This is a genomic window from Cyanobacterium sp. T60_A2020_053, from assembly GCA_015272165.1.
Taxonomy (GTDB): Bacteria; Cyanobacteriota; Cyanobacteriia; order Cyanobacteriales; family Cyanobacteriaceae; genus Cyanobacterium.
Genome location: JACYMF010000012.1, coordinates 23,702 through 49,668, shown reverse-complemented (window position 1 = coordinate 49,668; position 25,967 = coordinate 23,702). Strand labels below are relative to the sequence as shown.

Below are 25,967 nucleotides of genomic sequence, written 5' to 3'. Positions count from 1 at the left end.
GTGTTTTTAAAACTTGTTTTTCATCATGTGGACAGAAATTATCAGCGCCCTTCACCGTTATACTGATTTTGAATTAGTAAAAACCATCAGCGTTGGTGGTGGTTGTATCAATCAAGCCTACCGTTTACAGGGCAAGAATAACAGCTATTTTGTCAAACTAAATCAGCCTTCCGCCGTTGATATGTTTAGGGTGGAAGCCTTTGCTTTACAAGAAATATATCACACCGATACTATAAAAGTACCACAACCCATTTGTTGGGGTGCTACCGATAAACATAGTTATCTTATTTTGCAATGGTTGGATATGACTAAAGGTAATAGTCAAGGGTGGCAGAAAATGGGGCAAAATTTAGCACTTTTGCATCGGGTGGAGGGCGCTGAATTTGGCTGGGGGGAAAATAACACCATCGGCACTACTCCCCAAATTAACGATTATCATCATAATTGGGCGGAATTTTTTGCCGAAAAAAGAATTGGTTATCAATTAAAACTCGCTAGGGTGAAGGGCGCCGGTTTTGGTAATACTGAAAAAATTATCAACGCTGTATATAATCAACTCTCAACCCATCAACCCCAACCTTCCCCACTACATGGGGATTTATGGGGAGGAAATGCTGGATTTTTAAGTACAAATGAACCATTAATTTACGATCCTGCCTTTTATTATGGAGACAGAGAAGCAGATATAGCCATGACAGAATTATTTGGCGGTTTTCCCCCGGCTTTTTATCAAGGGTATAATCAACAATGGGCGTTAAATCAAGGTTATCAACAGCGCAAAATCATTTATAATCTCTATCACATCCTCAATCACTTTAACCTTTTTGGCTCAACTTACAGCGCCCAAGCACAAGCTATGATTAATCAGATTATTTAAAAAATATGCCCCTCTCCTGTGGGAGAGGGGTTGGGGTGAGGGCAAACCATTACATTTATTAAGGAACTTTATCATTATTTTAATGAGTAATCATCAAAAAAAATCCGATCTCATTGCCCGTTTTCTTTCCCCAGCCATTAAACTATGGGTAAGGTCTCAATTAGATTCTTTAGAAGATTTTTCCATCCACATTGAAGCAAAAGATCGAGATATACTAAAAGGAAAAATTAAAAGCGTAACCATTGAAGCCAAACAAGTAATTTATAAAGGAATTTGTGTTAATCAAGCCCTATTAAATACTATAAATATTGAAGTTAATTTAGGAAGTATATTGCGAGGAAAACCTTTAAAATTATTACATCCTATTTATATTGTAGGAGAAATCAATCTTAATGAAAAAGACCTACAGGAATCTTTAAAATCAAATCTTCTAACACAAGGTTTAACAGATTTTGTTAAATTATTATTACAACATGAAGCTATCATAGAAACAGAAATATTTAATCATAATATTAAGTGGAATTATATTAACCTAGAACATAATTTCATTACTTTAAATGGTAACATAATTAAGACTTCCTCTCAGGAAAAATCAATAACCATCAAAACTAAATTAATGATTGATAACAGCCAAAAGTTATTATTTGATTCCTTATATATTGAAGGTATTGAGGAAATTAATAATAAAACCATCAGTAATTTTGTAATTAATCTAGGCAATGATGTGGAATTAGAAAAATTAATAATTGACAAAAATCATCTATTATGCAGTGGAAAAATTAAAGTAGTCAGCTAGTTTATAAAGATCACAGCGTTTTGCTTTTCCCCGTATTTCGGTCTTCTAGCCCGATTCTAGTCAATTAAACTAAATTGTCAGCACCACCTTAATTTGATATGAAACAACAAATAATCAGCTATGGCAAAGATTTAATTAACCCTCAGTGCGCCAAAAAAGCCATTCCTGTCGCTTTATTCGTGGGTACAACTTTATTTATGATTAACCATGGCACAGCATTAATCAAAGGAGAAATGAACCAAGAAAGATGGACTAGCGCCCTCCTTAGCTACATAATACCCTATTTTGTGAGCATTCACGGGCAGTGGTCAAGCAAACAAAAACCCCCTCCCAAAGCAGGGCGTTTTCAAAGTCAGGATCAAAATTGATTTGTTTTTGACAAGAAGACAGGTTGACAGGGAGACAGGAGGATTTTTTACTATTAATTGATTTATTAGTAGTTAAAAACCTCTGAATTTCAGATTATTGGCTAGTTTGAGAAACTAACATTTTTGAGAATGAAAACGCCCTGCTCCCAAAGGAGAAGGGCTGATATGGAAGAATAGATAAAACTAAGCAGTAACGATATATTCCTTCACACTACCGCGCTTTTTGCGCAAGTGAGCCAATGCTTGTTGCTCTAACTGTCTTACCCTTTCTCTACTAATACTCATTCTCTGACCAATTTTAGCAAGAGATAGCTCCCTGCCATCATCTAAACCGAAACGAAGTTTTACCACTTCCTGCTGTTGGGGTGTTAACTCATCCAACAAACGGTGTAGATCATGGCGCATAGATTCCTGAGTAATATATTTATCAGGAGATAAACCCTCATCTTCCAACAACTCAGATAATTCTGTATCCTGATTATCCCCCACTTTTACATCAAGGGAAATAGGTTGACGGGCAATACTGAAATACTCACGAATTTGAGCAGGTTCTAAATCCAGCGCCCTTGCTATTTCAGCTTGATTGGGGCTTCTACCCAACTTTTGAGATAACTCCCGTTGAGTTTTCTTAATTTTATTTAATTTTTCAGTAATATGAATAGGTAGGCGAATAGTTCTCGCTTGTTGGGCAATCGCACGGGTAATGGCTTGACGAATCCACCAATAAGCGTAAGTAGAAAACTTAAAACCCTTAGTAGGATCAAATTTTTCTACCCCTCTTTCCAAACCAAGACTACCTTCTTGGATCAAATCCAAAAATTCCATATTGCGCTTTTGATACTTTTTAGCGATGGCAACCACCAGACGCAAATTCGCCTCAATCATTTTTTGTTTGGCGCGTTTACCCTGATAAATTAACTTTTTCAAGTCCGCAGGAGTTTGATTGACAACCTCTGCCCACTCCTCCCAAGTCGGCTCTCTATCTAACTTTTCAGCAAGACTTTCTTTCTCACCATACAAAGACATCATCATCTGCACCTGTTTGCCGAAGACAATTTCCTGCTCATGACTTAAAAGGGGTACTTTGCCAATTTCTTGTAAATAAGTCCGCACCATATCAACGGTGTTAACTTTTTTCTTGTCCATTGCATTAACTTTTGCGGTGGGCATAGGGCTAATCTTCTCCTAACTTCAAGCGCGTTTTTTTTGTGATAAGATTGTTACTGGATAACAATTCTTATATCGGTCAGAAGTCTTTGGGACTTCTCTTTTGGCTATCCTCTTTATTTTACTGACTTTATAGACGGCAACTGATTAAAAAAAGTTCACATTTGTTAGTTTTTTTATAAATTAACGTCCTTTCTGTCGTTTACAATGGAGTCCGCCTCAAAATATGACGATTTCTTAACTGTTATTATATATGATGACTCATTTTGAGTTAGTATAAAAGGCTATCTTTTCAGTAATTACCGAACGCTATAAATTCGGTTCTTTATTTTTCTTAATGTTTTTTTAAGATTTGATTATTTTTTTACTTATCATGATGCCCATATTTTGATGAAAATAAACGGGGAGGGCGCTGAAAAAATAATTAGGGTTTGATGGAGAAGTGGAATCGTGGAGATAATGGATAATTAATCATCTCCCTTTGTCTTCCGTTTCCTTAGCAAGACCCACAATACTTTTCAGCAACCTTTCAATAGATTATAGATTTTCTCAGAAAGTGCAGAAGATGAACTGTTATGTCATAAGATTAGTTAGCAATAGTATTTCTCTGAGTTTTATGGGTTACATTATCAGCACAGTAAATATGAAAGGGGGAGTAGGTAAAACAACTTTAACGGTTAACCTCGCCACTTGTTTAGCCAATAATTTTAAGAAAAAAGTTCTTGTTTTAGACCTAGATTCACAAATCAGCGCCACTCTCAGCTTATTACCTCCCCAAGAATTTGGACAGCTACGCAAAAAAAGAAAAACCCTCAGTTACCTAATAGATGGGGTAATTCAGCCGAATCCCTATGCCAAATTAACCGTTCAGGATATTATCACTAAATCAGTGTGTGAAGTTGATACCCTAGAATTATTACCGGGTGACATTGAACTATATGACGAGTTCTTGGTATCGGAAATGCTACATAAAGAAGCAGTAGAGGCAGGAAAAACTGATCACTTCGAGCGAGTTTGGAATAATTTTGAACGGGTTTTAATTGATACGATTATTCACCCAGTCGTAGAAGAATATGACTTTATCATTATGGATTGTGCCCCCGGTTATAATCTTTTAACCCGTAGCGCCCTTGCCGCCAGCGATTTTTACTTGTTACCAGCGCGCCCCGAACCACTCTCTCTCGTTGGGATTCAGCTATTAGAGCGCCGTATTAAGAACTTGAAAAAAAGTCATGAAGAAAGAGACCCTCTCAGTTTAGAATTATTAGGTATTGTTTTTGTTTTATCAGAAACAGGACTATTCGGTAGATCAGATCGTTATTACTCCCAAGTTAAAAAGAGAGTTGAACAAGATTTTACTCAAAATAAAATTTTTGCCACCGACATTCCCATGGATGTTAATGTCGCTAAAGCCGTAGATATGTTTACCCCTGTCGTGTTATCAGCGCCCTCCACCTCAGCCTCGAAAGCCTTTGTTAAGTTAACAGAAGACTTTTTGACAAAAATTAATAAAAACTAAAAATAGCAATCTTTTCTATATTTTGTTGATAAAAACTTAGTGTCGTGAGAGTAATGGATAATTGACAATTGATAATGGACAATTGATAGAGAATTTTAACAAAGTCAGTATGACTTTGAGTCTTTTAAAAATATAATTACTATAAATCAACAGTTTGAATTTAACCTAATACCTGCGACCTGATACCTGACACCTTATAAATCAATTTTGATGCAGACTTTGCAAAAAACTCCCTTTCATTGAGAGATTTTGTGTCCTCGTTCTCAGTAGCGTGAACAAATCTGGTAAGATGTTAACCTAACAAAGATAATCAACTATTAAATAATTAATAACAAAATGATTGAGCCTTTATTACTCGGTATTGTTTTAGGTTTAATTCCTGTCACCCTGATGGGATTATTTGTGGCGGCGTATCGTCAATACAAACGTACCAATGAAATTGGTGTAGAATAAATGTTTTTTCATGGGGTAACGGTGAAGGCAAGTTGACAATTGACAATGGATAATGGAAGGAATGAAGAATGAAGAATGTAGAATTTTTGGTTGGGATAGAAAAAGTACAGTATTTTTAGAGAAAAAAGTCAATTTATGACACTTTTTGTTATGTAGAATAGACTTTAAACCTTTGTTTAATAAGGGTTTTGATTTATTCAGCAGACCCTAATTGTTTTCTAAATTCTAAATTCTAAATTTTTTCTTCCCTTTGCCTCTTGCCCTTTTCACTTTGCCCTTTTCCCTCACGACTACACTTTGTCATCAAACTTTAATTACCATGTCTGAAAATCTGAGCGATTCTGCCGAACCAATTTTAGATGCCAAACCATATATTAATTTGAGCCAATATCGACAGCCAAATTTTGACCGTGGGCGCCCTCAGTGGTTTATATTTTTATGGTGGTTAATTGAAGGTATTGTGTTTCCCCTTACTCCCCATAACTTTTATGGCATTAGAAGAGGATTATTAAAATTATTTGGAGCAAAAATTGGGCAAGGAGTAGTGATACGCCCCAGCGCCCGTATCCTTTTCCCGTGGAAAGTCGAAATAGGCGATTACAGTTGGATTGGCGATAACGTCTATTTGTATAGCTTAAATGAAATCAAAATCGGTTGTCATAGCGTTATTTCTCAAAATAGCTATCTCTGCACAGGAAGCCATGACATTAACGATATTCACTTTAGTTTAACCACAGCGCCCATCGCCATTGGTAACGGTGTCTGGGTAGCCAGTGATTGTTTTATCGCCCCGGGTGTCAAAATTGGTGCTAATACTGTAATTGGGGCAAGAAGTACGGTATTAAAAAATATTCCCCATGAAGTCATAGCGTGGGGTAGCCCTTGTCAAGTCAGACAGAAAAGGTCTTTAAATTAATTGATAATGGGTTAAAAGGGCAAAGGGCAAGGGGCAAGGGGCAAAGGAAATTCATAATTCATAATTCATAATTCATAATTCTTAATTCTTACTTCCTCTTCTCATGAGTGAAAACAGCCTTTGCAGAATTGCCAAAAAGTCGTAAGATACAAAGGTTATTAGATTAAAGACCCTGATATAAATGTCGTTTTCAAAAATCCTCATTGCTAATCGAGGCGAAATCGCCTTACGAATTATTCACAGTTGTGAAGAAATGGGCATAGCTACCGTGGCAGTACATTCCACCATCGACCGCCATTCTCTCCATGTTAAATTAGCAGATGAAAGCGTATGTATCGGGCCACCGTCTAGTAATAAAAGTTATCTCAATATCCCCAACATTATTTCTGCTGCCTTGACGAGGGGCGCTGAAGCTATCCATCCCGGCTATGGTTTCCTCGCTGAAAATGCTCGTTTTGCCCAAATTTGTGCAGATCACCAACTCCATTTTATTGGTCCTCGTCCTGAATCCATTATTGCCATGGGAGACAAATCCACCGCAAAAAAAACCATGCAACAAGCCGGAGTTCCCACCATTCCCGGTAGTAAAGGCTTACTAACCGATGCACAGGAAGCCCTCAGAGTAGCGGCAGAAATTGGCTACCCCGTCATTATCAAAGCCACGGCTGGGGGAGGGGGTAGAGGAATGCGCCTCGTGAAACAAGAAGCTGATTTAGTCAGGTTATTTAATGCCGCGCAAGGGGAAGCAGAGGCTGCTTTTGGTAACGGGGGAGTTTATTTAGAGAAATTTATCGAGTTACCGCGCCATATTGAGTTTCAAATTCTGGCGGATAGTTATGGTAATGTGGTTCATCTAGGGGAAAGGGATTGTTCGATTCAGCGCAGACATCAGAAATTATTGGAGGAAGCGCCCTCCGCCGTTCTCAATCCCAAATTAAGACAAAAAATGGGTAATGCTGCAGTGAAAGCGGCTAAATCAATCAATTATGTGGGCGCTGGTACGGTAGAATTTTTGGTGGATAAATACAATAACTTCTACTTCATGGAAATGAATACCCGTATCCAAGTAGAGCATCCCGTCACGGAAATGATTACGGGATTAGACTTAATTCGAGAACAAATCACCATTGCGCAAGGAGAACGTTTATCTTTTCGTCAACAAGACGTAGAATTAAGAGGTCATGCTATTGAATGTCGTATTAATGCCGAAGATCCAAACCATGATTTTCGACCTCATCCGGGCAAAATTATCGCTTATTTACCCCCCGGCGGTCCGGGAGTGCGCATGGATTCATTTGTTTATCCTGACTACGAAATCCCCCCTTATTATGACTCTCTCATCGGCAAATTGATTGTTTGGGGTAAAGACAGAGAAACAGCTATTAAACGTATGAAACGGGCGCTGAGGGAGTGCGCTATTACTGGTGTACCTACCACCATTGATTTTCATCGTCAGATTTTAGATCATCCTGAGTTTTTGGCGGGGAATGTTTATACTAACTTTGTGGAGCGAAATTTCCTTAATTAGGGTCTGCTGAAAAAGTATTTTGGTGAGGAGAGGTGTCAGGCTTCAGGTGTCAGGCTTCAGGTGTCAGGTGAAATCCTTAAATACTGTATTTCCTTCTTCCAAATCAACAGTTATATCAAGTTCGTTTGATCAGCCGAAGGCTGCCGCTGCGCGATCACTTATAAATCAATTAAAAATAATCTTAGTTCAATTCATTGAACGAGATACTGTTGGTTCCGTGTAATTCATTACACGGTGGGTCAATTGCAAAGAAAAGTTCTCGTGCAAAAATCCTAATTGTGGGAGTGTCAACTAATGGAACTTACGACGAGACACCGCAGAAAGAATAGTAGTTTTAACTGATTCAAATTGCTTTTTCAAAAGAATTTTACTGGCATCGGGTTGTTTTTTCCCTTGCCAAGAAGAAGTTTTTAACAAAAACCCTTGTAATTGTTTTAACTTTTCTGCACTAATTTTTATCGGTAATTTTTCTTTATATCGATTGATTCTTCCTAACTCAAATAATAGAATATCGTATCTTTTTTGATTAACTAAAGTAGTAGCAATTTGATAACCTAAATCAGTTTTTATATCTAAATAACAAGGCAACCATTTTGGTTCATATTGACGATTATACAGTAGATTAACCCATAGAATCATCGGATGAGGATTTTCCTGACACATAAAATGAGTAAAACAAAAGGTTGATTTTTCTTGAAATATATTAACTTCTTGGGTTTCTAACATTGTCCAAAGACTAGCAAAATTTCCCTCTTGTGCTTCGGTAATGGTAGGAAAAACAATTTTTTTCTGTGGTTTATCATCGGGCCATTTACTCTGATTATAAATAGTTTCTAAAGGAGATAATATTTTATTTGTTTGTGTATTTTTTGATTGATTAAACTCTCTGTCTAAGGCAGTAATTAGACGTAATATTTCTCCAATATTTTGAGGTCTATTTTGAGGCTTTTTTTCCAAACAAGCCATAATCATCGTGGATAAATCTTGAGGTAATTCTAAGTAACTGGGTAACTTTTTGGGGGTAAATTCGTTATGCGCCCGATACCATGCTTGAAAGTTATGGGCTTCCGATTCGATGGGAGTTGTTTGGGTCAACATTTCATACATCAACACCCCTAAACTATAAATATCGGAAGTGGGTTTTAACTCATCTTCTGCCATTTGTTCAGGAGAACAATATTGCGGTGTGCCCATAAAACTTTTTTGACTTTGTGTTTCTTCTGGGTTGTGAATTTGAGCGATACCAAAATCAAGTATTTTGACAAAATGAGTTATTTGAGGGTCTTTGGCGAGGAAAATATTACTTGGTTTGATGTCTCGATGGATGATGGGCGCTAATTCATTATTGACTAAAATGCCATTATGAGCGCACTCCAAACCTAAACAAATTTGTCGTGTTAAAGATAAAAATTTAGCTAAGGAAAGAGGTTTATTTTTGATTAATTGGTCTAAATCATATCCTTCCAAATATTCCATGACATAGAAAGGTACTTGACTTTGATCTAAACCATAATCTTTTACTCTCACAATGTGGGGACTTTGCTCACCGAGGAGGGCGCTGATTCTTGCCTCTCGCTGGAAACGTTCGCGCATTTTATCATCTAAGAGGGCTTGAGAGAGAAATTTAACTGCTACTATAGTGCCATTGAAATTTTGGTCTTCTGCTTTATATACTTGACCCATAGCGCCCCTCCCTACCATACTGCCTATCTTATAGCGATTTGCCAATAACTCTCCTGAGTCTTTGTTGAGAGATTTTACTAGGTCAGAAATAGGTTTAAACATAACAAGTATTGCGATGTTAGGAATAGGGTTTTTAATCACTCAAAACAAACAAATCAAAAAGTGATTAAATTAAGCTAATTAGCTTTGATATTAGCTTAACATATTTGCTATGTTGACAAATAACAAACTTAATTAGGGAAAGTTCAATAAACATAAGTTTTTTGTCAATTTTTTAACCTAACACCTAACACCCGACACCTGACACCTAAAACCAACAAATAATTTATCGTACTCAAAGTCATAGAGCCATTTTCTTTTTTTTTTGATACCATTAATTGAGTGAAAATAATGTCCCATCACATCAAGGGAACAACAGATTAAAATTATCAATCATTTATTGTTCATTATTTACCGATAAAATCATGAGATTAAGACAACTCACCATCAGCAAACTAACTTTATCCCTTCCCTGTTTAACCATGATGGGTTTTATCGGCGTAAATTATCAACCACTATCAGCACAAAATCTTCAAGTCATCGATATTTCCCCTTACAATCAAACTCCTACCGATGATGATTCTTTTAATCTTAGCCCTGATTTTGTGCCTCCTTTACCGCAAAAACTTCCCAGTAGAGATACTTTAGTAATAGAAGGTAATTCAAGACCAGCGCCCGTCGCCCCAATCACAGGAAAGATGGTTAATTCTCAACAAAATTTACCATCTCCCCCTCGTTTGAGTGAACCTTACAGCGCCCCTCCCAGCGTATCACCATCAAATCAAACTCCCTCACGCGCCACCATTACCAATACTCAACCAGCCTCGGTTTTGCCTCAAATAACTCCTTCAGCCGATGCTTCCCCCTACGATTACACTCCCTCTGATAATCCTACGGTGGCAACTCCCACGGTGAATGTGCCTCAAACCGCACCCAGTAATGCAATTCCTCGACCAAATTCCAGCGCCCCTCGCAATACCAATCAACGGCGTGATTTAAAAGAAATTTTAGTATTTGATACTATTACCGTATCGCCAGAAGTTATCGAACAACATCGCCAAAGTCGAGTTAGCAATAATAATTTGAGTGGTTCTTTTCGAGTGTTAGTGGGGGTAAAAAATAGTAGTGAAGAAACCCGTTTAAAATCTCTTTATCCTAATGCTTTTCGCACCACTCATCAAGGTCAAACCCTGTGGCAGATAGGAGTATTTAGCAATCGTCAAAATGCCGATAATGCTGCTCAACCGTTGAAGGGCGCTGGATTAAACCCCATTATCACCCCCGTGCGCTAATCAAGGTTGTTTGATTATAAAATTTTTGGTTGAGACAAAAGGGCAAAGGGAAGAAAAAATTTAGAATTTAGAAAACAATTACTTCTACATTCCTTCCATTATCCATTGTCCATTCAATGATAATATGGTATTGAGGATAATTAAGCAGTATTAAAGGAGGTTCGGTTATGACCACATTGAACTATAAGGCAACTTACCGAGAAGAAGACTTTGCCAACATTACTGCCGAAGAAGTGGCAGAAATTGCCTCTCGTTTAGAATCAGATGACTATGATAGCGCCTTCGCTGGTTTACAAGATTGGCATAAATTAAGGGCTATTGCTTTTCACCGTGAAGAATTAGTCGAGCCTTATATTCACCTGTTGGATATTCAGGCTTATGACGAATCATGATTGGCAGGGCAAAAAAATTCTGGTGGGTATTGGGGGAGGAATCGCTAGTTATAAGGTTTGTGGTTTAATTTCTCAGCTATTTCAGCGAGAAGCTTTAGTACGGGTGATCTTAACGAAGGGCGCTGAAAAGTTTATTACCCCTTTAACGGTGGCAACTTTATCTCGTCATCAGGCTTATACCGATGATGAGTTTTGGCGCCCTCAACCAAAACCTTTACATATTCAATTGGGGGAATGGGCAGATTTGATGGTAATAGCGCCCCTCACCGCCAACACTCTAGCTAAATTAGTTTATGGTATGGCGGATAATTTACTCACTAATACGGTTTTAGCTTCTTTGTGTCCTATTTTAGTTGCTCCAGCTATGAATACAGAAATGTGGCAACAGCCTACGGTGCAGGAAAATTGGCAACGGCTAGGCAATCATCCTCGTTTTATTCCTTTACATACTAATACAGGCTTACTAGCTTGTGATCGTCAGGGCACTGGAAGAATGGCAGAAGTAGAGGAAATTTTGACAGCTTTACAGTCAACTATCATAACCGCAGGAAAGCGTGATTTAGTGGGTAGAAAAGTGTTAATTAGTGCCGGTGGTACAAGGGAATTTTTAGACCCGGTGAGATTTATTGGTAATCCTAGCACAGGAAAAATGGGCATTGCTTTAGCTTGTGCCTGTCATTATCGAGGTGCAAATGTTACCCTCGTGGGGGCAAACATTGCAGAAAATTTGGTTAATTTACTTCCCCCCGTTAATTTTATGCCCGTGGTGACGGCGGAAGAAATGGAAATGGCACTTTCTGCACAGTTTAAGGGCGCTGATTGGTTAATTATGGCGGCAGCGGTGGCTGATGTAAAACCAAAACAGTATTTTTCGGAAAAAATTAGCAAAGATTCTTTATCTTCTCATTTGGAATTAGCGCCCGTCACCGATATTGTGGCGCAGTTAGCCTCTAGCAAACAATCGCATCAAAAAATTATTGGCTTTGCCGCCCAAACGGGAGATATAGAGGGGAGGGCGCTGGAAAAGTTACAGCGTAAGGGTTTAGATGCCATTGTTGCCAATGCCGTTGATCAAGTTAATCGTGGTTTTGGTGTGGATACCAATGAAGGAATTTTCATCAGTAAAAATGGCATAAAAGTGGCTTTTCCCTACGGTAGCAAATTGAAACTAGCCCATGAAATTATTAATCAAATAATCGGTTGAATAATATCATCTCTGATTAAATGTCTCGCCTCGATGCGCAAAGGCACAAAGTTTTGTTGTCAGTGATTCTCCGAATTTATTTGACAGGAGTAAGGAGGAGTCATAAAGACTATATCTTCGTAATTTACCCACCGTGTAATGAATTACACGGAACTAATAGTTTTTCGTTCAATAAATTGAACTAAGATATTGATCTTACTAACTTGTAAGTGATCGCGCAGCGGCAGCCTTCGGCTGATCAAACAGACTTGATATAAAACGACTATATCAATTATCCATTGTCAATTGTCCCTTAAATATTGCGCATTCTAGCACTGCTACGAGAGCGAGGAGGAGGAGTTTGTAAAGGTTGATTTCCCCCCCCATCCTGTTCTTTTTGTTTAGCTTTAGAAGCGCTACGGCGCAGAGCCTGTAATCTTTCCTCATACTTCTTCCGTTGATTCCGTTTCGGCGTTTGTTCAATTAAAGTTTTGAGGGCGCTACCTAAACTCTGATAAGCATTTTTGAGGGTGTAACCAAAACGGGTAGCAAGAATAATGGCTTTTTCGTCAGCTTCCATGGCTTCTTTCAAATTCTTTTCACCATTATTTTTCTGCCAAAGACGATAACCAGAAATACTACAAAGAGACAAAGCTAAAAGCAATAATAAACCATCTTGCACCCACAACTCACCCACAGCGCCCCCCAAACCAATAGCCAACGCTGCCATTTCCCAACCTTCTTTGGGGATAGTATCATTCTGAATCCTTGCTACTTCATGCCAAAACATCAAATTACGTTGGTCGATAGCTAAATTTTCCCACTTAGCCAAATCAATTTGAATCTCCACCTCATCTTTACCTAACTCCTCACTGCGAATTAAAGGAGGGTTTACTTCCGTAGAAGATTCCACCATTACCCAGCTTTGCAACTCAGGGGGTAAAAGGGTTTTCAGTCTTCTTAATTCATTCATTTCGGCGCGCGCTGAAGAAGTTGTATAAGATGTCATATAGTTTTATGTACTTAAATTATCTATAGCTTTGATCAATTCGATCTTGTTCTATGGTAGTCTAATTTTGATTTTAGTTGCATATAATAACATGGAACGTGGTTTAATTTGGCTTCCCTTACTAATTCTCTTCTTTTGGTTAGTCTACAGTGGCAAAAATGAATATCAAAAATTAGAAAACTATAAACTATGGGCAGAAAACTTTGACACATCTAAATATGACATTTACGCCGTTTTGGGCAGAAAAGGCAACATCCTCACTTGGGGAAAACCAACTCCGAAAGGAGTTATCAATGAAAGTAACTTTTCCCTAGATGATGTTATCACCATTAATATTTTAGTGAAAAACCAAGTTACTTCACCAGATCAGTTACCATCTCAAGGAGAAGCTAGTTTACAATTTATCTGTCAAAATGATCAAGTAGTAACTATACCTTTTACCCAAATTAGTTTAGCCGATCAATGGTATCAAGCCTTACAAAAAATTATCATTTCAAAAAATTAGGTAGCTGAATTAATCCTTTTTTCTTTTTATCTCCTTTCGGGTTTTTTTCTGATGATAATTCTACATCCTTTTTTACTGCTTCTTGACTGCTATTTTCTGAAGGTTTTTTGATAGCTAAATCTTCTAAAGAAGGAGAGATATTAGGTTTTAGTTGAGGCTCATAAATAGTTTTTTCTTGTTTATTAACTAAGTTTTCATTTTCTATTTTTGTTGGGTTTAAAATTTCTTTTTTAGCTTCAAAAGTATCACTATCTTTATTCGCTAAATCGTCATTTTTCTTACTTTGTACCTCATTTAAAGATGATTTTCCCCAAGATTCGATTTGCGGTGATGAAGATGGTAAGGGTAACTTCTCAGAGTTTTTGTTTTCTAAAACTTTATCTAAAGTGCTTTTATATTCTAAGGTTGAACGCTGTTGCCGTTGCAGTCTAACTTGTAATTGTTTATTTTCTTGATCTTTTTCTTTTAACTCATATTCTTTTTGACAAAAGCGATCCTGTAACGAAGAACATTCCCTTTCTAATTTTGCCCTTTGATGTTGAGATTCTTGCAGTTCAAGGGTTAGTTTTTCTAATAAAAGTTGTTGTTTTTCGTAAACACTTTTCTGTTGATTTAATTTAATTTGAGCATTTTTTAAACTACTTTGTTTGCTAATGATAATATTTTTTTGTTCTTGAATTTGAGTATCTTTTTTGACTAATTCCTTTTGATAACCTACCAAAGATTGCTCTAAATCTGTCAATTTTTGTTGTTGCGCTTCATATTTTGCCCGTATTTTACAGGCAATACCATACCAGTCGAGTTTAGGGTTAGGATTGGGCGGTTGATTCATGACAATAACTGATATTTTAGGGCAAAATTACAATTCAAAAATTTATTATAACCTTTGTAGGTAGTGAATAATGGATAATGGACAATTGACAATGGATAATTAATTTTAGGTAAAATAGATGAGATAAAAAATAAATTTATGTTAAAAAATGGCTTATTATTGGTATAAAGCATTTCATCTAATTGGTATTGTAGTGTGGTTTGCTGGATTATTTTACATGGTAAGATTGTTTGTTTATCATGCGGAAGCGCAACAACAAAGTGAACCAGCACAGAGTATCTTAAAAAAGCAGTATGAAATTATGGAGAAACGTCTCTATAATATCATCACTACTCCGGGTATGATTTTGACGGTAGCTATGGCGGTGGGTTTGATTACTACTGAGCCTGAAATTTTGAAATCTGGATGGCTACATATTAAATTTTTGTTTGTGGGTTTATTGTTGATTTACCATTTTTGGTGTGGCAGAATCATGGATAAATTAGCTAAGGGTGAAAATAATTGGACTGGGCAACAATTTCGAGCTTTTAATGAAGCGCCCACCGTCTTACTTTTAGTTATTGTCTTGTTAGCTACTTTTAAAGATAGTTTACCCCTCGATATTACCACTTGGTTGGTGGTGGGCGCTGTTATTTTGATGGCTGTTAGCATTCAACTTTATGCGAAAAAACGCCGTGAAAATGAGGCGGTGGAGGGCGCTGATTCATAGTATAAGTAGGGTGAGCATTGCCCACCAAATTATTGTTAAACCGAAGAAATCTTTTCCTGATTAACAAAGGCATAAAAAGCCTGTTTCGCCGCCGCTTGGTGAGAGGCTTTTTTCGTTGAACCTTTTCCCTCGCCCAATAACTGATCTTTGAGCCATACTTGAGCAATAAAGCGCTCATCATCAGCGCCCCTCGCCAGTTTATTTTCTTCTACGATGTAAGTAGGTAAAGATTTGTAAAGGCGTTGAGTCCACTCTTGCAAAGCATCCTTATAATTTTGACGAGCGGGGTCAGCATGAACTTGTCTCGCTTTTTCTAGTAAGATAGGATCAAGCCAAGGGCGCACTAAATCCATATTTTTGGTACTTTGATAAAGCGCTCCCAAAATTGCCTCAAACGCATCTGCTAAACGAGAAATACGCCCTAAACGATCTCCCTTAACATTGGGAGATATTAACAAATATAACTCTAAACCATACTGCTGGGCAATTTCCGCCAAAAAACGATCACTCACTATTACCGAACGAATGGCCGCATAATCTCCCACGGGTAAATGAGGATAGGTTTCCTTTAGTAACTCTGCAGCAGCTAAACGAATCACCGCATCACCGATAAACTCTAAATGTTCATAATTGTTAACGGGTGAAAAACTAGGATGAGTCAAAGCAATATCCAGCAGAGTCCAATCAACGGCAGAATCATTGTTTAAACCCAGTTTTAGCAACAATTTCTGTAATTCTATTTTACGGCGAGAATCGGCGATAATCATCAAGGTATTGAAAACGAATTGGGTTATGGGTGGCTATAATTAGAATTAACTAATCTTTTATCATAGCACTATTCTACCTTATTTTTATAGTCAACATTGACATTTTGCCCATAAAAAATTAAATATGAGATTTCGACTAGATTCGGGTTAGAAGTCGGAAATACGGTGAAAAAATAATATTTTTTAGAGATGTCTATTAAACATCTGCAACAGTGGCGATTTTAATGGCTGAAGTCTGCAAGGGTTGAATCTTATTCAACCCCTACGAATGCCCGACTCCTTATGCTTGATGTTAAAATGATTTAATGAAAGTGAAAATGAGCAGAAATAAATTATGAATCAAATTATTGAAGTTAATATCGCTGATATTTTGGCTCGTATGGAGTCCAAAATTGATAAATTAGACGATAAAATAGACCATTTATCCAATGAAGTTAACCAAGTAAAAGTAGATGTTGGTAAACTTGATGAAAAAATTAATGGTGTAGATAAAAGACTATCTAATTTAGAATTTATTGCGCGTACTATTGGCGGTGGAATTGTGGTAGCTTTATTGTTAGCATTAGCGCGCTTCCTTTTCCCTACAGCAACGTTATAAAGCGCCCTTCACCTCATGCCAAAATGATATGATAAAAATAAAAATTGGGAGTTAATTATATATGAATCAAACTATTGAAGTTAATATCGCTGATTTTTTGACTCGTTTAGAGTCTAAGATGGATAAATTAGAAAACAAAATTGATAAAGTAGAAGATAAAATTGATTATTTATCTCATGAAATTAATCAAGTAAAAATAGATGTTGCTAAACTCGATGAAAGATTAAACAATTTAGAAACAAGTGTTAATAATCGCTTTGGCAGTTTGGAAGCAAGTATTAATAATCGCTTTGTCAGTATGGAGGCAAGTATTAATAATCGCTTTGCCAGTTTAGAAGAAAATATTAATACTCGTTTTGCCAGTTTAGAAGAAAAAATGAATACTAAATTTGCCAATGTGGACACCAAATTTGCCAATGTGGACACTAAATTTGATAATGTAGGTACTCAATTTGATAATGCAGAAACCAGTCTTAAAGATAAGTTTGAAGGATTAGATAAAAGACTATCAAATTTAGAATTTATTGCGCGCGCTATTGGCGGTGGAATTGTCATAGCTTTATTGTTAGCATTAGCGCGCTTTCTTTTCCCTACAGCGACTTTATAAAGCGCCCTCCAATCAAGTAATAAATATAAAAAAGCTCTAATACTCAATGCTAAAATAGAGCATAAATTTTTACTATTTTGAGCTATGCCCATAGGATTACCAGAATTTGCCGATAACCCCGAAAACCGTTGCCCCGTAATTCTGCTCTTAGACACGTCAGGATCGATGTCTGGGCAACCGATACAAGAGTTAAATAGGGGTATTAACACTTTTAAACAGGACGTTTTAAAAGACACTCAGGCAACCCTCAGCATTGAATTAGCTATCATTACTTTTGGCTGTAATGGTGTGCAAAAAATCCAAGATTTTACTACCATTGATGAATTTATTCCGCCCGTTTTAGAAGCTGGTGAGCGCACTCCCATGGGAGAAGCCATCGATAAAGCCTTAGATTTATTAGAGGAAAGGAAAGTAACTTACAAGGATAATGGTATCGCTTATTATCGTCCTTGGATTTTTCTGATTACCGATGGTGCGCCTACGGATGATTGGCAATTTGTGGTTAAGAGACTCCATGAAGCAGAATCTCAAAGACGTTGTTCATTTTTTGCGGTGGCGGTGGAGGGCGCTAATATGAATATTTTAAAACAAATTGCTGTACCACAGCGCCCTCCGATCTTGCTTAATGGGTTAGACTTTAGAGAATTATTTGTGTGGTTGAGTAGTTCCATGAAGCGCGTTTCCACTGGTAAAATTGGCGAGGCTGTGTCATTACCTCCCGTTGGTTGGGGGAGTGTTTCTACTTAATGCCCTCACCCCAACCCCTCTCCCACAGGAGAGGGGCTATTTTTTTACCCTCACCCCACAACCCCTCTCCCACAGGAGAAATTACCCTCACCCCAACCCCTCTCCCACAGGAGAAATTACCCTCACCCCAACCCCTCTCCCACAGGAGAAATTACCCTCACCCCAACCCCTCTCCCACAGGAGAGGGGCTATTGGATTAAATTTTACATCACGATAAAAAATCTCTATGAAAAAATGGAAAGCTATTGCCCATTGTGCCATCGGTAGCGCCCATCACCACACCCAGCAACCTTGTCAAGATTATAGTAATTTTGCATTATTAACTTCTGATGTCATAGTCGGTGCGGTGGCGGATGGCGCAGGTAGCGCTCTTCACTCGGCGGAGGGCGCTGGAGTTGCCGTAGAAACTGCTTTATCTTACTTTCGTAAACTATGTCAGCAAAAAGGCTTAAATGGTAATTCTCACCCACCAAAACTACCACAAGCCAAAGATCATTTTATCAACTTATTAAATGAAATATTGATTAATATTGACAAAAAAGCAGAAGATTTAAACTGTAGTGATCAAGATTTAGCTTGTACATTGATGGTATTTGTAGCCACTCCCCAATGGCTTCTCGCTATGCAAATCGGTGATGGTTTTATGGTTTACAAAACCTCAGACGGTGATCTTAATCTTATCTTTGATGCCGATAAAGGGGAATATATTAACGAAACTACTTTTGTAACCTCAAGTAATGCTGTGGCAGAAATGCAGGTTAAAATATTAGAAACTAAACCATATTTTCTCTGTGCATCGACCGATGGCTTAGAAAAAGTCGCCATTCAATACAAAAATAAACAACCCTTTCTCCCTTTCTTTAATCCCTTAGAAGAATATTTGCGAGAAACCACAGAAACAGATCAAGATAATTATATTCAAGACTTTCTCAACTCCGAGCGCTTAAACGCGCGCACCACCGATGACAAAACCTTATTACTTGCACTTCTTGAAGAAGAATAATTCTCCCCTTTTTTCTCCCCTCTCCTGTGGGAGAGGGGTTGGGGGTGAGGGTAAACAGGAAGAAACAAACAATTCTTTTCTTATTCCTCCCCTTTGTAAGGGGAGGTTAGGAGGGGTTTAGGGGGCATCAATTTTTTACAACACACCAGAAAAAGATGAAAGTATTATTTTGCGCCACTACCAATCAAACCATCAACTTAATACAGCAAATCGCCCATAGCGGAGAAGGTGAAGTTTGGACAACTAACTGGAATGGAATGTTAGCCAAACTTTATCACCAGCCCAGCGCCGAAAAATTTGTTAAATTAGGGGTAATGATCGCCCATCAACCACAAGACCCTAATCAAGCTAAAAATCATCACTCCTTTACCTTTCCCCAATCACTGATTAAAGACAATAAAGGACAATTAGTCGGTTTTTTGATGTATCACATTAAAGATACAGTGGAATTGATTGATATTTATAACCCCAAACGGCGCAAACTCAAAAAATTAGAAATTGATTGGCACTTTCTCCATTATCTCGCCCTCAATATCTCCTCCATCGTGGCGGTAATTCATCAAGAAGGTTATGTTATCGGTGACATCAAACCGCAAAATATCCTCGTTAATAGCCAAGCCTTACCCACTTTTATTGATGTGGATTCCTTTCAAGTCAAAAATCCTCAAACTGGAGAAATTTATCGCTGTGTGGTAGGCACAGAAGGCTATACACCCCCAGAGTTAATCGGTGAAGACTTCCATCAAGCAGAACAAAATTACGCCCATGATAACTTCCGTTTAGGGGTGTTAATCTATCAATTATTGTTTAGTTATCATCCTTTTGGTTCAGGTATTTGGCAATCGGGAGATAAACCAGATATGAACGAATTAATTAAACGGGGTATTTGGTTGGAAGGAAACCAAAATTTTTTAAGCCATAGCCCAAATACTATGCCTTTAAGTATAATTCATCCTTTGCTGAGAAACTGTTTTCTGAGGTGTTTTAATGATGGACATGGTAATCCTTCGGCACGTCCAAGCGCGCAAGATTGGTATTATGCGCTTAGTCAGGCGGTGAATGATTTAAAGATTTGTAGTCAAGTGGATAGTCATATTCATTATGCGCAGGATCAGATTTGTTCTTGGTGCGCGCGTAAAAATAGTTTAGGCATTGATATATTTGAGTTACCATCGGGAATAAAGTCCACTGCGAAACAAAGGGTTTTAACAAGAATTCAGGCAAATTCGAGCATTTTTCAGCAGAAGGAAATTTTGAGAGATAAAGATATTAATATTATCCAAAAGATAATTGTAAATACTGATAATTTTAGGTTGAAAAAATTTAATATTTTCCGAAAGGAAATGTTCTATTGTTTTGCTTGGATGATGATATGGTGGGTAATTTTTATTACTTTTTTCAATATTAATGAAGTGCTTGTTATTTTTCCAATAATTGCTAATTTACCTTTGTTTAATTTTCACATGATTGGGTTAATTTTTTTAGCTGCTGATGATAATTTATTTTTAAAGGAATCAGATTATTATAATTCAACATCATTCTTTGATATTTTTTGCGTAATAATACTACCATATTTACTTAATTATATTTATCGTTATATTCTCTTTAGAGATAAAAAATTAAGATTCAAAATAATTGAATTTTTTATTTGGTTAATTCCTTCTATTATTTTATTATTTATATTATATGATTTGTAACAGATTGATCATTTTCAAAAAATATTGAAAACACAACCTTACCAACCGTGTAATGAATTAAAATAAGATAGATTGCAGCAACTAACAAATATTAAAAACAATGATATTAGATAGTGAGAAAAAACAAACAATATTAAAAATTTGTGCTAAATATGAAGGTTATAATGTGAGAATATTTGGCTCTTATGCAAGAAAAGAAGCAACAAAAAATAGTGATTTAGACTTATTAATGGATATAATCAAAGGAAAAAGCCTTTTAAATACCATTGCCTTAAAGCAAGAATTAGAGGATTATTTAGGAATAAAAGTTGATATAGTAAAACCTCATAATCTTCATGAAATAATCAAAAATCAAGTATTAAAAGAAGCAATTTTTTTATAAAAAATTTAACTAAAAAGTAAAACAGTGAAGAGGTGCTTTTCCTCAAGAGTTTAATTTATTAAACGGCATCACGGTAGCCGTGAAATTCATTACACGGCGATACCCTCACCCCCAACCCCTCTCCCACAGGAGAGGGGAGTAAAATATGGCGGAGGGCGCTGGGTTTTAACAATGAGAAATTGATTTATAATTTAAAGTACAAATTATCTAAAAAGTTAACGACGATGAAAACTATTAATATATCTGAGTTAAAACCTGAACAAATTAAATATATTGAGGAAATTATATCAGCATTAAAAGCTAAAAATAAATCAGATGAAAAGAAATTAAAATTTGATATGATTAATCATTTATTAGAGAATCCTTTAGCAGTAGATAATTTACAATTTATGACACGAGATCAAATTTATGACAGAGAATAACACATCTCTTTGTTTTGTTGATTCTAATATTTGGCTTTATGCTTTTTCTACCAATGATAAAGAAGAAAATAAAAGAATTTTAGCGAAACAACTTATCCAAGAAAAGGAAATAGTAATTAGTACACAAGTGGTTAATGAAGTATCATTTAATCTATTTAAAAAACACAAACTAGATGAAAGTAGTATCTTAAATTTAATTAACTCTTTTTATAATCGTTATCAAATTATACAGTTTAATCAAAATATCTATGAATTAGCTTCTAATGTCAGAGGGAAATATTGCTTTTCATTTTGGGATAGTTTAATTATTGCATCCGCTTTATTTGCTGATGTAAATATTTTCTATTCAGAAGATATGCAACACAAATTAACGATAGAGAAAAAACTAACAATTATTAATCCTTTTAATTAAAATTAAACCACCGAGAGTGGTTTATGGTGGAGGGCGCTGGGTTTTCTCAAAAAAACATATTATTAATACTCTATGGGTTAACTATTAAGAAATTGATCAATATCAATACTTGCCTGTTTTAATATGTTTCTTAAAGTACCTTCTTTTAATTCTCGATGATGAGGAATAACCGTTTTTTGTTTTGTGTCTGCATTAAACCAGATTTCATGATCTCCTTTTGCGCTTCTATAAAACTGAAATCCTAGTTTTTTCATTTTTTTAGCTACTTGTAAGTAAGAGAAACCAGATAATCTACCCATCAAACCTCCAAAATTAAAGGATATTCAAACGTAGAGGGAAAATCTGAAATATTTGACTGAATATAGTTATTTTCTTTTTCTAATTCCCAGAGAATTTTCGCCACATCCTGTGCAATTTCAATGACTTCTGGTATAGTTTTTCCTTCTGCGACTAATCCTTGTAAATCTTCACTGGTGGCAATGAAGTATTCTTCTTCTTTTTCCACTAATTTTTCAATGGTTAGTTTGATTAGTTTTTTCATCTATATTCTCATTTGCGTTTATGCCGAATACCCCAATTATCGTAACATATTCAACAGAAGGCTGGGTTGTGGTGAAGGGCGCACGGTTTGAGGTGGAGGGCGCTTTATCACTAACTTTTACTAAGAAAATAGTTAATTGTAAATGATAAAAAATCTTCAGCGTTTTGTATTTGTATTATGGCTTCTGGTTGTTGAATAACATTAACATCTCCATAATCTCCCAAATGTCTTAAATCTTGAGCTTGTTTGAGAAATTGGTGATATTTTCGAGGAATTAAACCTGTTTTAGCAAATTCTCGTCCAAAGGCAGAAATAACAGCGGAATGCTTAGAAAACGTCATATTTTTTTCTGCTAGTAAAAAAGCAGAAGCAACATAAAACATTGTGTAATAAGCCCTCGTAACTGCAAAGTCAGGATAATTTGCATCTAATAGTAGTTTCGATGCTTCTAAACTTTGTTCAGCTTTAATTAAAAGATTTTTGACTTCTTCAATCATATTAATATACCGTCTTTATTAATATTTTGAATTAAAGATTTATTTTGACTATTCATGGCTTCCTCTGAAATATAAAAGCAATTAATTAAAGCATCATATTCTAAACATAAATTGCTAATTAGATAGCTATTTTTCATAATCTCATTAACTTGTTTAACTTCTCCTTTTAATACCACCAATATATCAATATCAGAATCAATATTTGCATCCCCTCTTGCTTGTGAACCGAATAAAATTAACCTACTCAATTTATTACTATAAATAAGTTCAAGTTCTTTTTTTAATCTTTCTGTTATTATGCTTATTTTTTTATTGTTTAAGATTTTTTTTTCCATTGTTATTAATCTTATTATTTATAAATATTCAAGCGCCCTCCACCATTATTCCTCACCGTATGATGAATTAAAATCAATCCCTTGAATATATTTAAGCAAGACGATATTAAATGATACTACCTTCACTCCCAGCGCCCTTCACCACAGGAGAAGGGAGTAAGATATGGCGGAGGGCGCTGATTCTATGAGAAGAAAATTAACATAAAATATGTTTATAGACATCTCCAGAAATTTTAGTTTATCGACAGGGATCATTAATAAATTATTAGTAATTTTTAAAAACAATACTCATATTGATTACTAAAATAATTATTGGAAAGGTCTAATGCAAAAAACCTAATTAATTAACGTCACTAATACGGCGAATATTCAAAACATCGCTAATATTACGGATTTTTTGCATCACACTGCCTAACTGTTCAGAGTCTCTCACATCGATGGTAAGATGAATGAAGGCTGGTTTACCCGGATTAGTTTTCACCCATGCGTTACTAACGTTAACATGATAATCGCTAAGTCTGCCTAAAACATCTCGAAAAATTCCCACTCTATCGATAGTTTCAACAATCATATCTACAGGATAGGCAACATTGTGGCTTGATTTTTCATTATTGTTCCATCTTACAGGGATAAAACGGTCTCCTTTGAGGTTACGAAGGTTGGGGCAATCATGATGATGAATGGAAATACCGCGCAAATGGGTGACAACTCCGATGATATTTTCGCCGGGTAAAGGGCGACAGCAACCAGCGAGATGAAACTCTAATCCTTCAATTCCAGCGATGGGATATTTACTACTATCACTTTCTTTAAATGGTTTGAAATGAGTATTGGTTAACTGAGTTTCTTCTTGTAGGGTAGTGGGTTTATTTTCTGGGGGTTGTTGTTGTTTATTTTCTTCTCGTAAACGGTTGATGACGTGAGTGGAGGTAATTTCACCGTAACCTAATGCCACTAGCATATCATCCACTTTATGAAAGTTACATTTTTGAGCAACTTTGAACATGGTATCGGATTTTAGCAGAGACTCTAAACCATGTTTTCCTAATTCTTTTTCTAATAATTCCCTGCCTCTAGCAATATTTTCATCCCGATGAGATAATTTATACCATTGTCGGATGCGGTTACGGGCGCTGGGAGTTTTAACAAAGTTTAACCAATCTAGGCTAGGATGAGCATTATTAGCGGTGAGTATCTCTACAATATCACCATTTTTCAATACTTGGTCTAATGCTGACCAGCGCCCGTTAATAGTCACACCCTTCAAATGATTACCTACTTCTGTATGAATACGATAGGCAAAATCAACGGCAGTTGAACCTTGATGTAAGGAAATTAGTTTTCCTTGAGGGGTAAAAACATAAATATCATCATCAAATAAATTTTCTTTGAGGTTATCTACATATTCTTCTGCGTCTTTTAAATCCTTTTGCCAGTCTAATAATTGTCTTAACCAAGTGAATTTTTGTTCATCATTGGATAAGAAAGTATTTTTAGAATTTCCTGCTTCTTTATATTTCCAATGCGCAGCGATACCATATTCGGCGATGTGGTGCATTTCCAGGGTGCGAATTTGGATTTCTAACGGGCGCCCGTTCAAACTGACTACTGCTGTATGTAAGGATTGATATAAATTGGCTTTGGGTAAACCGATATAATCTTTAAACCTACCCGGAATCGGTCGAAAAGCGTCATGCACTACTGCTAAGGCTTGATAACATTCCTGCTTTGTGTTCACGATTATTCTTAGCGCGGCAATATCAAAAATTTGGTCAAATTCTTTATTTTGTCTTTGCATCTTCTCATAGATGCCGTAGAGGTGCTTCGGGCGCCCTTTGACTTCCAGAGGTGTTACGTTGTATTGTTGTAAACCTTCATTTACCTTCTCCATTACCTGAGATATTCTTGCTTCTCTGTCGCTTCTTCTTTCAGCAATTAAATTACGGATTTCTTGATAATCTTCCGGGTGTAAATACTTAAAACTTAAATCTTCCAATTCCCATTTAAATTGCCACATTCCTAATCGATTGGCGAGGGGCGCAAAAATTTCCTTAGTTTCTCTGGCGATGGCTTTTTGCTTATCAGGGGGCAAAAAATCAAGGGTGCGCATATTATGTAATCTATCCGCCAATTTTACCACAATGACTCGAATATCTTGAGCCATTGCCAAAAACATTCGCCGAAAATTCTCGGCTTGTCTTTCGGTTTTGTTAGAAAAATTAAATTTTGATAATTTTGTAACGGCTTCCACTAATTGCCTAACATTACTGCCAAATAACTCCTCGATATGCTCAGGTTTGACATCTTCATTATCTTCTACTACATCATGGAGAAAACCAGCTGCGATCATTTCTGCATCTCCCCCTAAATCTCGTAATAACTCTGCCACAGCGATAGGGTGTATGATATAAGCCTCACCTGACTTGCGATACTGCCCGTCATGAAGATTATAAGCATACTCAAAAGCTCGACAAATTAAGTTATTATCGGGATCGTTTTGGTCTCCAATGATACTTCGATTTAGCCATTCAGGAAGGTGAATTTTTTTTTGCTTTTCGTGGTTAGGAATGGTAATAGTCATAGGTTTTATTAGTGATAACAACGGTTATTTTTTTATTAGTTTTAATTACTTATTCAAATTATAATATTGCTTAGTTGAAGTTTTTAGGTTATTAAATAAATTACTAAAAA

Annotated in this window: 30 protein-coding genes; 20 read left to right on the top strand and 10 right to left on the bottom strand. The window is 36.3% G+C overall.

Translation table 11 applies throughout. The annotated features are described in order from the left end of the window. Positions 1-25: 25 nt before the first annotated feature. The 3 genes from IGQ45_01880 to nrtS all read left to right on the top strand — a co-directional run bounded on the left by IGQ45_01880 (position 26) and on the right by nrtS (position 2,041). Entirely contained in the window at positions 26-877 is an 852-nt protein-coding gene (locus IGQ45_01880) for a fructosamine kinase family protein (protein MBF2055975.1), read from the top strand. Positions 878-959: 82 nt separating this feature from the next. Continuing rightward, on the top strand, positions 960-1,673 hold the full coding sequence (locus tag IGQ45_01875) for a DUF2993 domain-containing protein (GenBank protein ID MBF2055974.1): 714 nt from the start codon (positions 960-962) through the stop codon (positions 1,671-1,673). A gap of 98 nt (positions 1,674-1,771) precedes the next feature. Next, the gene (nrtS, locus tag IGQ45_01870) at positions 1,772-2,041 is read left to right on the top strand and encodes a nitrate/nitrite transporter NrtS (protein ID MBF2055973.1); all 270 of its coding nucleotides are present in this window, start codon (positions 1,772-1,774) and stop codon (positions 2,039-2,041) included. Positions 2,042-2,224: 183 nt separating this feature from the next. Here nrtS and IGQ45_01865 read toward each other — a convergent pair whose 3' ends face one another. Further along, on the bottom strand, positions 2,225-3,211 hold the full coding sequence (locus tag IGQ45_01865; GenBank protein ID MBF2055972.1) for an RNA polymerase sigma factor, RpoD/SigA family: 987 nt from the start codon (positions 3,209-3,211) through the stop codon (positions 2,225-2,227). Between the two features lie 613 nt (positions 3,212-3,824). Between IGQ45_01865 and IGQ45_01860 the strand changes: the two genes are divergently transcribed. The 4 genes from IGQ45_01860 (at position 3,825) to accC (ending at position 7,624) form a co-directional block, all read left to right on the top strand. After that, positions 3,825-4,727 (top strand): ParA family protein, encoded by a 903-nt coding sequence (locus tag IGQ45_01860; protein MBF2055971.1) that lies wholly within the window; start codon positions 3,825-3,827, stop codon positions 4,725-4,727. A gap of 336 nt (positions 4,728-5,063) precedes the next feature. Continuing rightward, positions 5,064-5,180 (top strand): cytochrome b6-f complex subunit PetG, encoded by a 117-nt coding sequence (gene petG, locus IGQ45_01855; protein ID MBF2055970.1) that lies wholly within the window; start codon positions 5,064-5,066, stop codon positions 5,178-5,180. A gap of 319 nt (positions 5,181-5,499) precedes the next feature. After that, on the top strand, positions 5,500-6,096 hold the full coding sequence (wcaF, locus tag IGQ45_01850) for a colanic acid biosynthesis acetyltransferase WcaF (GenBank protein ID MBF2055969.1): 597 nt from the start codon (positions 5,500-5,502) through the stop codon (positions 6,094-6,096). A 181-nt stretch (positions 6,097-6,277) separates the two neighbouring features. Then, positions 6,278-7,624 (top strand): acetyl-CoA carboxylase biotin carboxylase subunit, encoded by a 1,347-nt coding sequence (gene accC / locus IGQ45_01845; GenBank protein ID MBF2055968.1) that lies wholly within the window; start codon positions 6,278-6,280, stop codon positions 7,622-7,624. A 291-nt stretch (positions 7,625-7,915) separates the two neighbouring features. Here the strand turns inward: accC and IGQ45_01840 are convergent, their stop codons facing one another. Beyond that, entirely contained in the window at positions 7,916-9,409 is a 1,494-nt protein-coding gene (locus tag IGQ45_01840) for a serine/threonine protein kinase (GenBank protein MBF2055967.1), read from the bottom strand. Between the two features lie 362 nt (positions 9,410-9,771). On the opposite strand from IGQ45_01840, the gene IGQ45_01835 reads away from it, so the two are divergent. The 3 genes from IGQ45_01835 (at position 9,772) to coaBC (ending at position 12,234) form a co-directional block, all read left to right on the top strand. After that, positions 9,772-10,638: a hypothetical protein gene (locus IGQ45_01835; GenBank protein ID MBF2055966.1), complete on the top strand. Its 867-nt coding sequence runs from the start codon at positions 9,772-9,774 to the stop codon at positions 10,636-10,638. 167 nt (positions 10,639-10,805) lie between these two features. Beyond that, positions 10,806-11,030 (top strand): DUF2555 domain-containing protein, encoded by a 225-nt coding sequence (locus IGQ45_01830; protein ID MBF2055965.1) that lies wholly within the window; start codon positions 10,806-10,808, stop codon positions 11,028-11,030. After that, on the top strand, positions 11,017-12,234 hold the full coding sequence (gene coaBC, locus IGQ45_01825; GenBank protein ID MBF2055964.1) for a bifunctional phosphopantothenoylcysteine decarboxylase/phosphopantothenate--cysteine ligase CoaBC: 1,218 nt from the start codon (positions 11,017-11,019) through the stop codon (positions 12,232-12,234). The genes IGQ45_01830 and coaBC overlap by 14 nt, the downstream gene beginning before the upstream one ends. Positions 12,235-12,526: 292 nt before the next feature. On the opposite strand, the gene IGQ45_01820 is transcribed toward coaBC, so the two are convergent. Beyond that, positions 12,527-13,222, bottom strand: coding sequence for a DUF3318 domain-containing protein (locus IGQ45_01820; GenBank protein MBF2055963.1), 696 nt, complete (start codon positions 13,220-13,222; stop codon positions 12,527-12,529). 91 nt (positions 13,223-13,313) lie between these two features. Between IGQ45_01820 and IGQ45_01815 the strand changes: the two genes are divergently transcribed. Beyond that, on the top strand, positions 13,314-13,727 hold the full coding sequence (locus IGQ45_01815; GenBank protein MBF2055962.1) for a hypothetical protein: 414 nt from the start codon (positions 13,314-13,316) through the stop codon (positions 13,725-13,727). On the opposite strand, the gene IGQ45_01810 is transcribed toward IGQ45_01815, so the two are convergent. After that, positions 13,711-14,559, bottom strand: a complete 849-nt coding sequence (locus IGQ45_01810; protein ID MBF2055961.1) for a hypothetical protein — start codon at positions 14,557-14,559, stop codon at positions 13,711-13,713. The genes IGQ45_01815 and IGQ45_01810 overlap by 17 nt on opposite strands. Before the next feature lie 148 nt (positions 14,560-14,707). Between IGQ45_01810 and hemJ the strand changes: the two genes are divergently transcribed. Next, positions 14,708-15,268, top strand: coding sequence for a protoporphyrinogen oxidase HemJ (hemJ, locus tag IGQ45_01805; GenBank protein ID MBF2055960.1), 561 nt, complete (start codon positions 14,708-14,710; stop codon positions 15,266-15,268). A gap of 35 nt (positions 15,269-15,303) precedes the next feature. Here hemJ and rnc read toward each other — a convergent pair whose 3' ends face one another. Continuing rightward, positions 15,304-16,035, bottom strand: coding sequence for a ribonuclease III (gene rnc, locus IGQ45_01800; GenBank protein MBF2055959.1), 732 nt, complete (start codon positions 16,033-16,035; stop codon positions 15,304-15,306). A gap of 334 nt (positions 16,036-16,369) precedes the next feature. Here rnc and IGQ45_01795 point away from each other — a divergent pair, with 334 nt between their 5' ends. The 8 genes from IGQ45_01795 (at position 16,370) to IGQ45_01760 (ending at position 21,903) form a co-directional block, all read left to right on the top strand. Then, a complete protein-coding gene (locus IGQ45_01795) occupies positions 16,370-16,633 on the top strand; it encodes a hypothetical protein (GenBank protein ID MBF2055958.1) in 264 nt (87 codons plus the stop codon). Between the two features lie 61 nt (positions 16,634-16,694). Continuing rightward, positions 16,695-17,240: a hypothetical protein gene (locus IGQ45_01790; GenBank protein ID MBF2055957.1), complete on the top strand. Its 546-nt coding sequence runs from the start codon at positions 16,695-16,697 to the stop codon at positions 17,238-17,240. Between the two features lie 84 nt (positions 17,241-17,324). After that, positions 17,325-17,987: a VWA domain-containing protein gene (locus IGQ45_01785; GenBank protein MBF2055956.1), complete on the top strand. Its 663-nt coding sequence runs from the start codon at positions 17,325-17,327 to the stop codon at positions 17,985-17,987. Between the two features lie 226 nt (positions 17,988-18,213). Further along, entirely contained in the window at positions 18,214-18,990 is a 777-nt protein-coding gene (locus IGQ45_01780) for a protein phosphatase 2C domain-containing protein (protein ID MBF2055955.1), read from the top strand. A gap of 155 nt (positions 18,991-19,145) precedes the next feature. Further along, complete coding sequence (locus tag IGQ45_01775) at positions 19,146-20,687, top strand: hypothetical protein (GenBank protein ID MBF2055954.1); 1,542 nt, start codon at positions 19,146-19,148, stop codon at positions 20,685-20,687. A gap of 100 nt (positions 20,688-20,787) precedes the next feature. Beyond that, positions 20,788-21,069, top strand: coding sequence for a nucleotidyltransferase family protein (locus IGQ45_01770; protein MBF2055953.1), 282 nt, complete (start codon positions 20,788-20,790; stop codon positions 21,067-21,069). A gap of 224 nt (positions 21,070-21,293) precedes the next feature. Next, positions 21,294-21,491, top strand: coding sequence for a hypothetical protein (locus tag IGQ45_01765; protein ID MBF2055952.1), 198 nt, complete (start codon positions 21,294-21,296; stop codon positions 21,489-21,491). Beyond that, positions 21,478-21,903, top strand: a complete 426-nt coding sequence (locus tag IGQ45_01760) for a PIN domain-containing protein (protein ID MBF2055951.1) — start codon at positions 21,478-21,480, stop codon at positions 21,901-21,903. The genes IGQ45_01765 and IGQ45_01760 overlap by 14 nt, the downstream gene beginning before the upstream one ends. A gap of 77 nt (positions 21,904-21,980) precedes the next feature. Here IGQ45_01760 and IGQ45_01755 read toward each other — a convergent pair whose 3' ends face one another. The 5 genes from IGQ45_01755 to IGQ45_01735 all read right to left on the bottom strand — a co-directional run bounded on the left by IGQ45_01755 (position 21,981) and on the right by IGQ45_01735 (position 25,857). Beyond that, positions 21,981-22,202: a type II toxin-antitoxin system HicA family toxin gene (locus IGQ45_01755; protein MBF2055950.1), complete on the bottom strand. Its 222-nt coding sequence runs from the start codon at positions 22,200-22,202 to the stop codon at positions 21,981-21,983. Beyond that, entirely contained in the window at positions 22,202-22,444 is a 243-nt protein-coding gene (locus IGQ45_01750) for a DUF1902 domain-containing protein (protein ID MBF2055949.1), read from the bottom strand. Before IGQ45_01750 ends, IGQ45_01755 begins: the two co-directional genes overlap by 1 nt. Before the next feature lie 110 nt (positions 22,445-22,554). Further along, on the bottom strand, positions 22,555-22,941 hold the full coding sequence (locus IGQ45_01745; GenBank protein ID MBF2055948.1) for a HEPN domain-containing protein: 387 nt from the start codon (positions 22,939-22,941) through the stop codon (positions 22,555-22,557). Next, positions 22,938-23,276: a nucleotidyltransferase domain-containing protein gene (locus IGQ45_01740; protein MBF2055947.1), complete on the bottom strand. Its 339-nt coding sequence runs from the start codon at positions 23,274-23,276 to the stop codon at positions 22,938-22,940. Before IGQ45_01740 ends, IGQ45_01745 begins: the two co-directional genes overlap by 4 nt. Positions 23,277-23,616: 340 nt before the next feature. Next, complete coding sequence (locus IGQ45_01735; GenBank protein MBF2055946.1) at positions 23,617-25,857, bottom strand: bifunctional (p)ppGpp synthetase/guanosine-3',5'-bis(diphosphate) 3'-pyrophosphohydrolase; 2,241 nt, start codon at positions 25,855-25,857, stop codon at positions 23,617-23,619. Positions 25,858-25,967 lie beyond the last annotated feature (110 nt).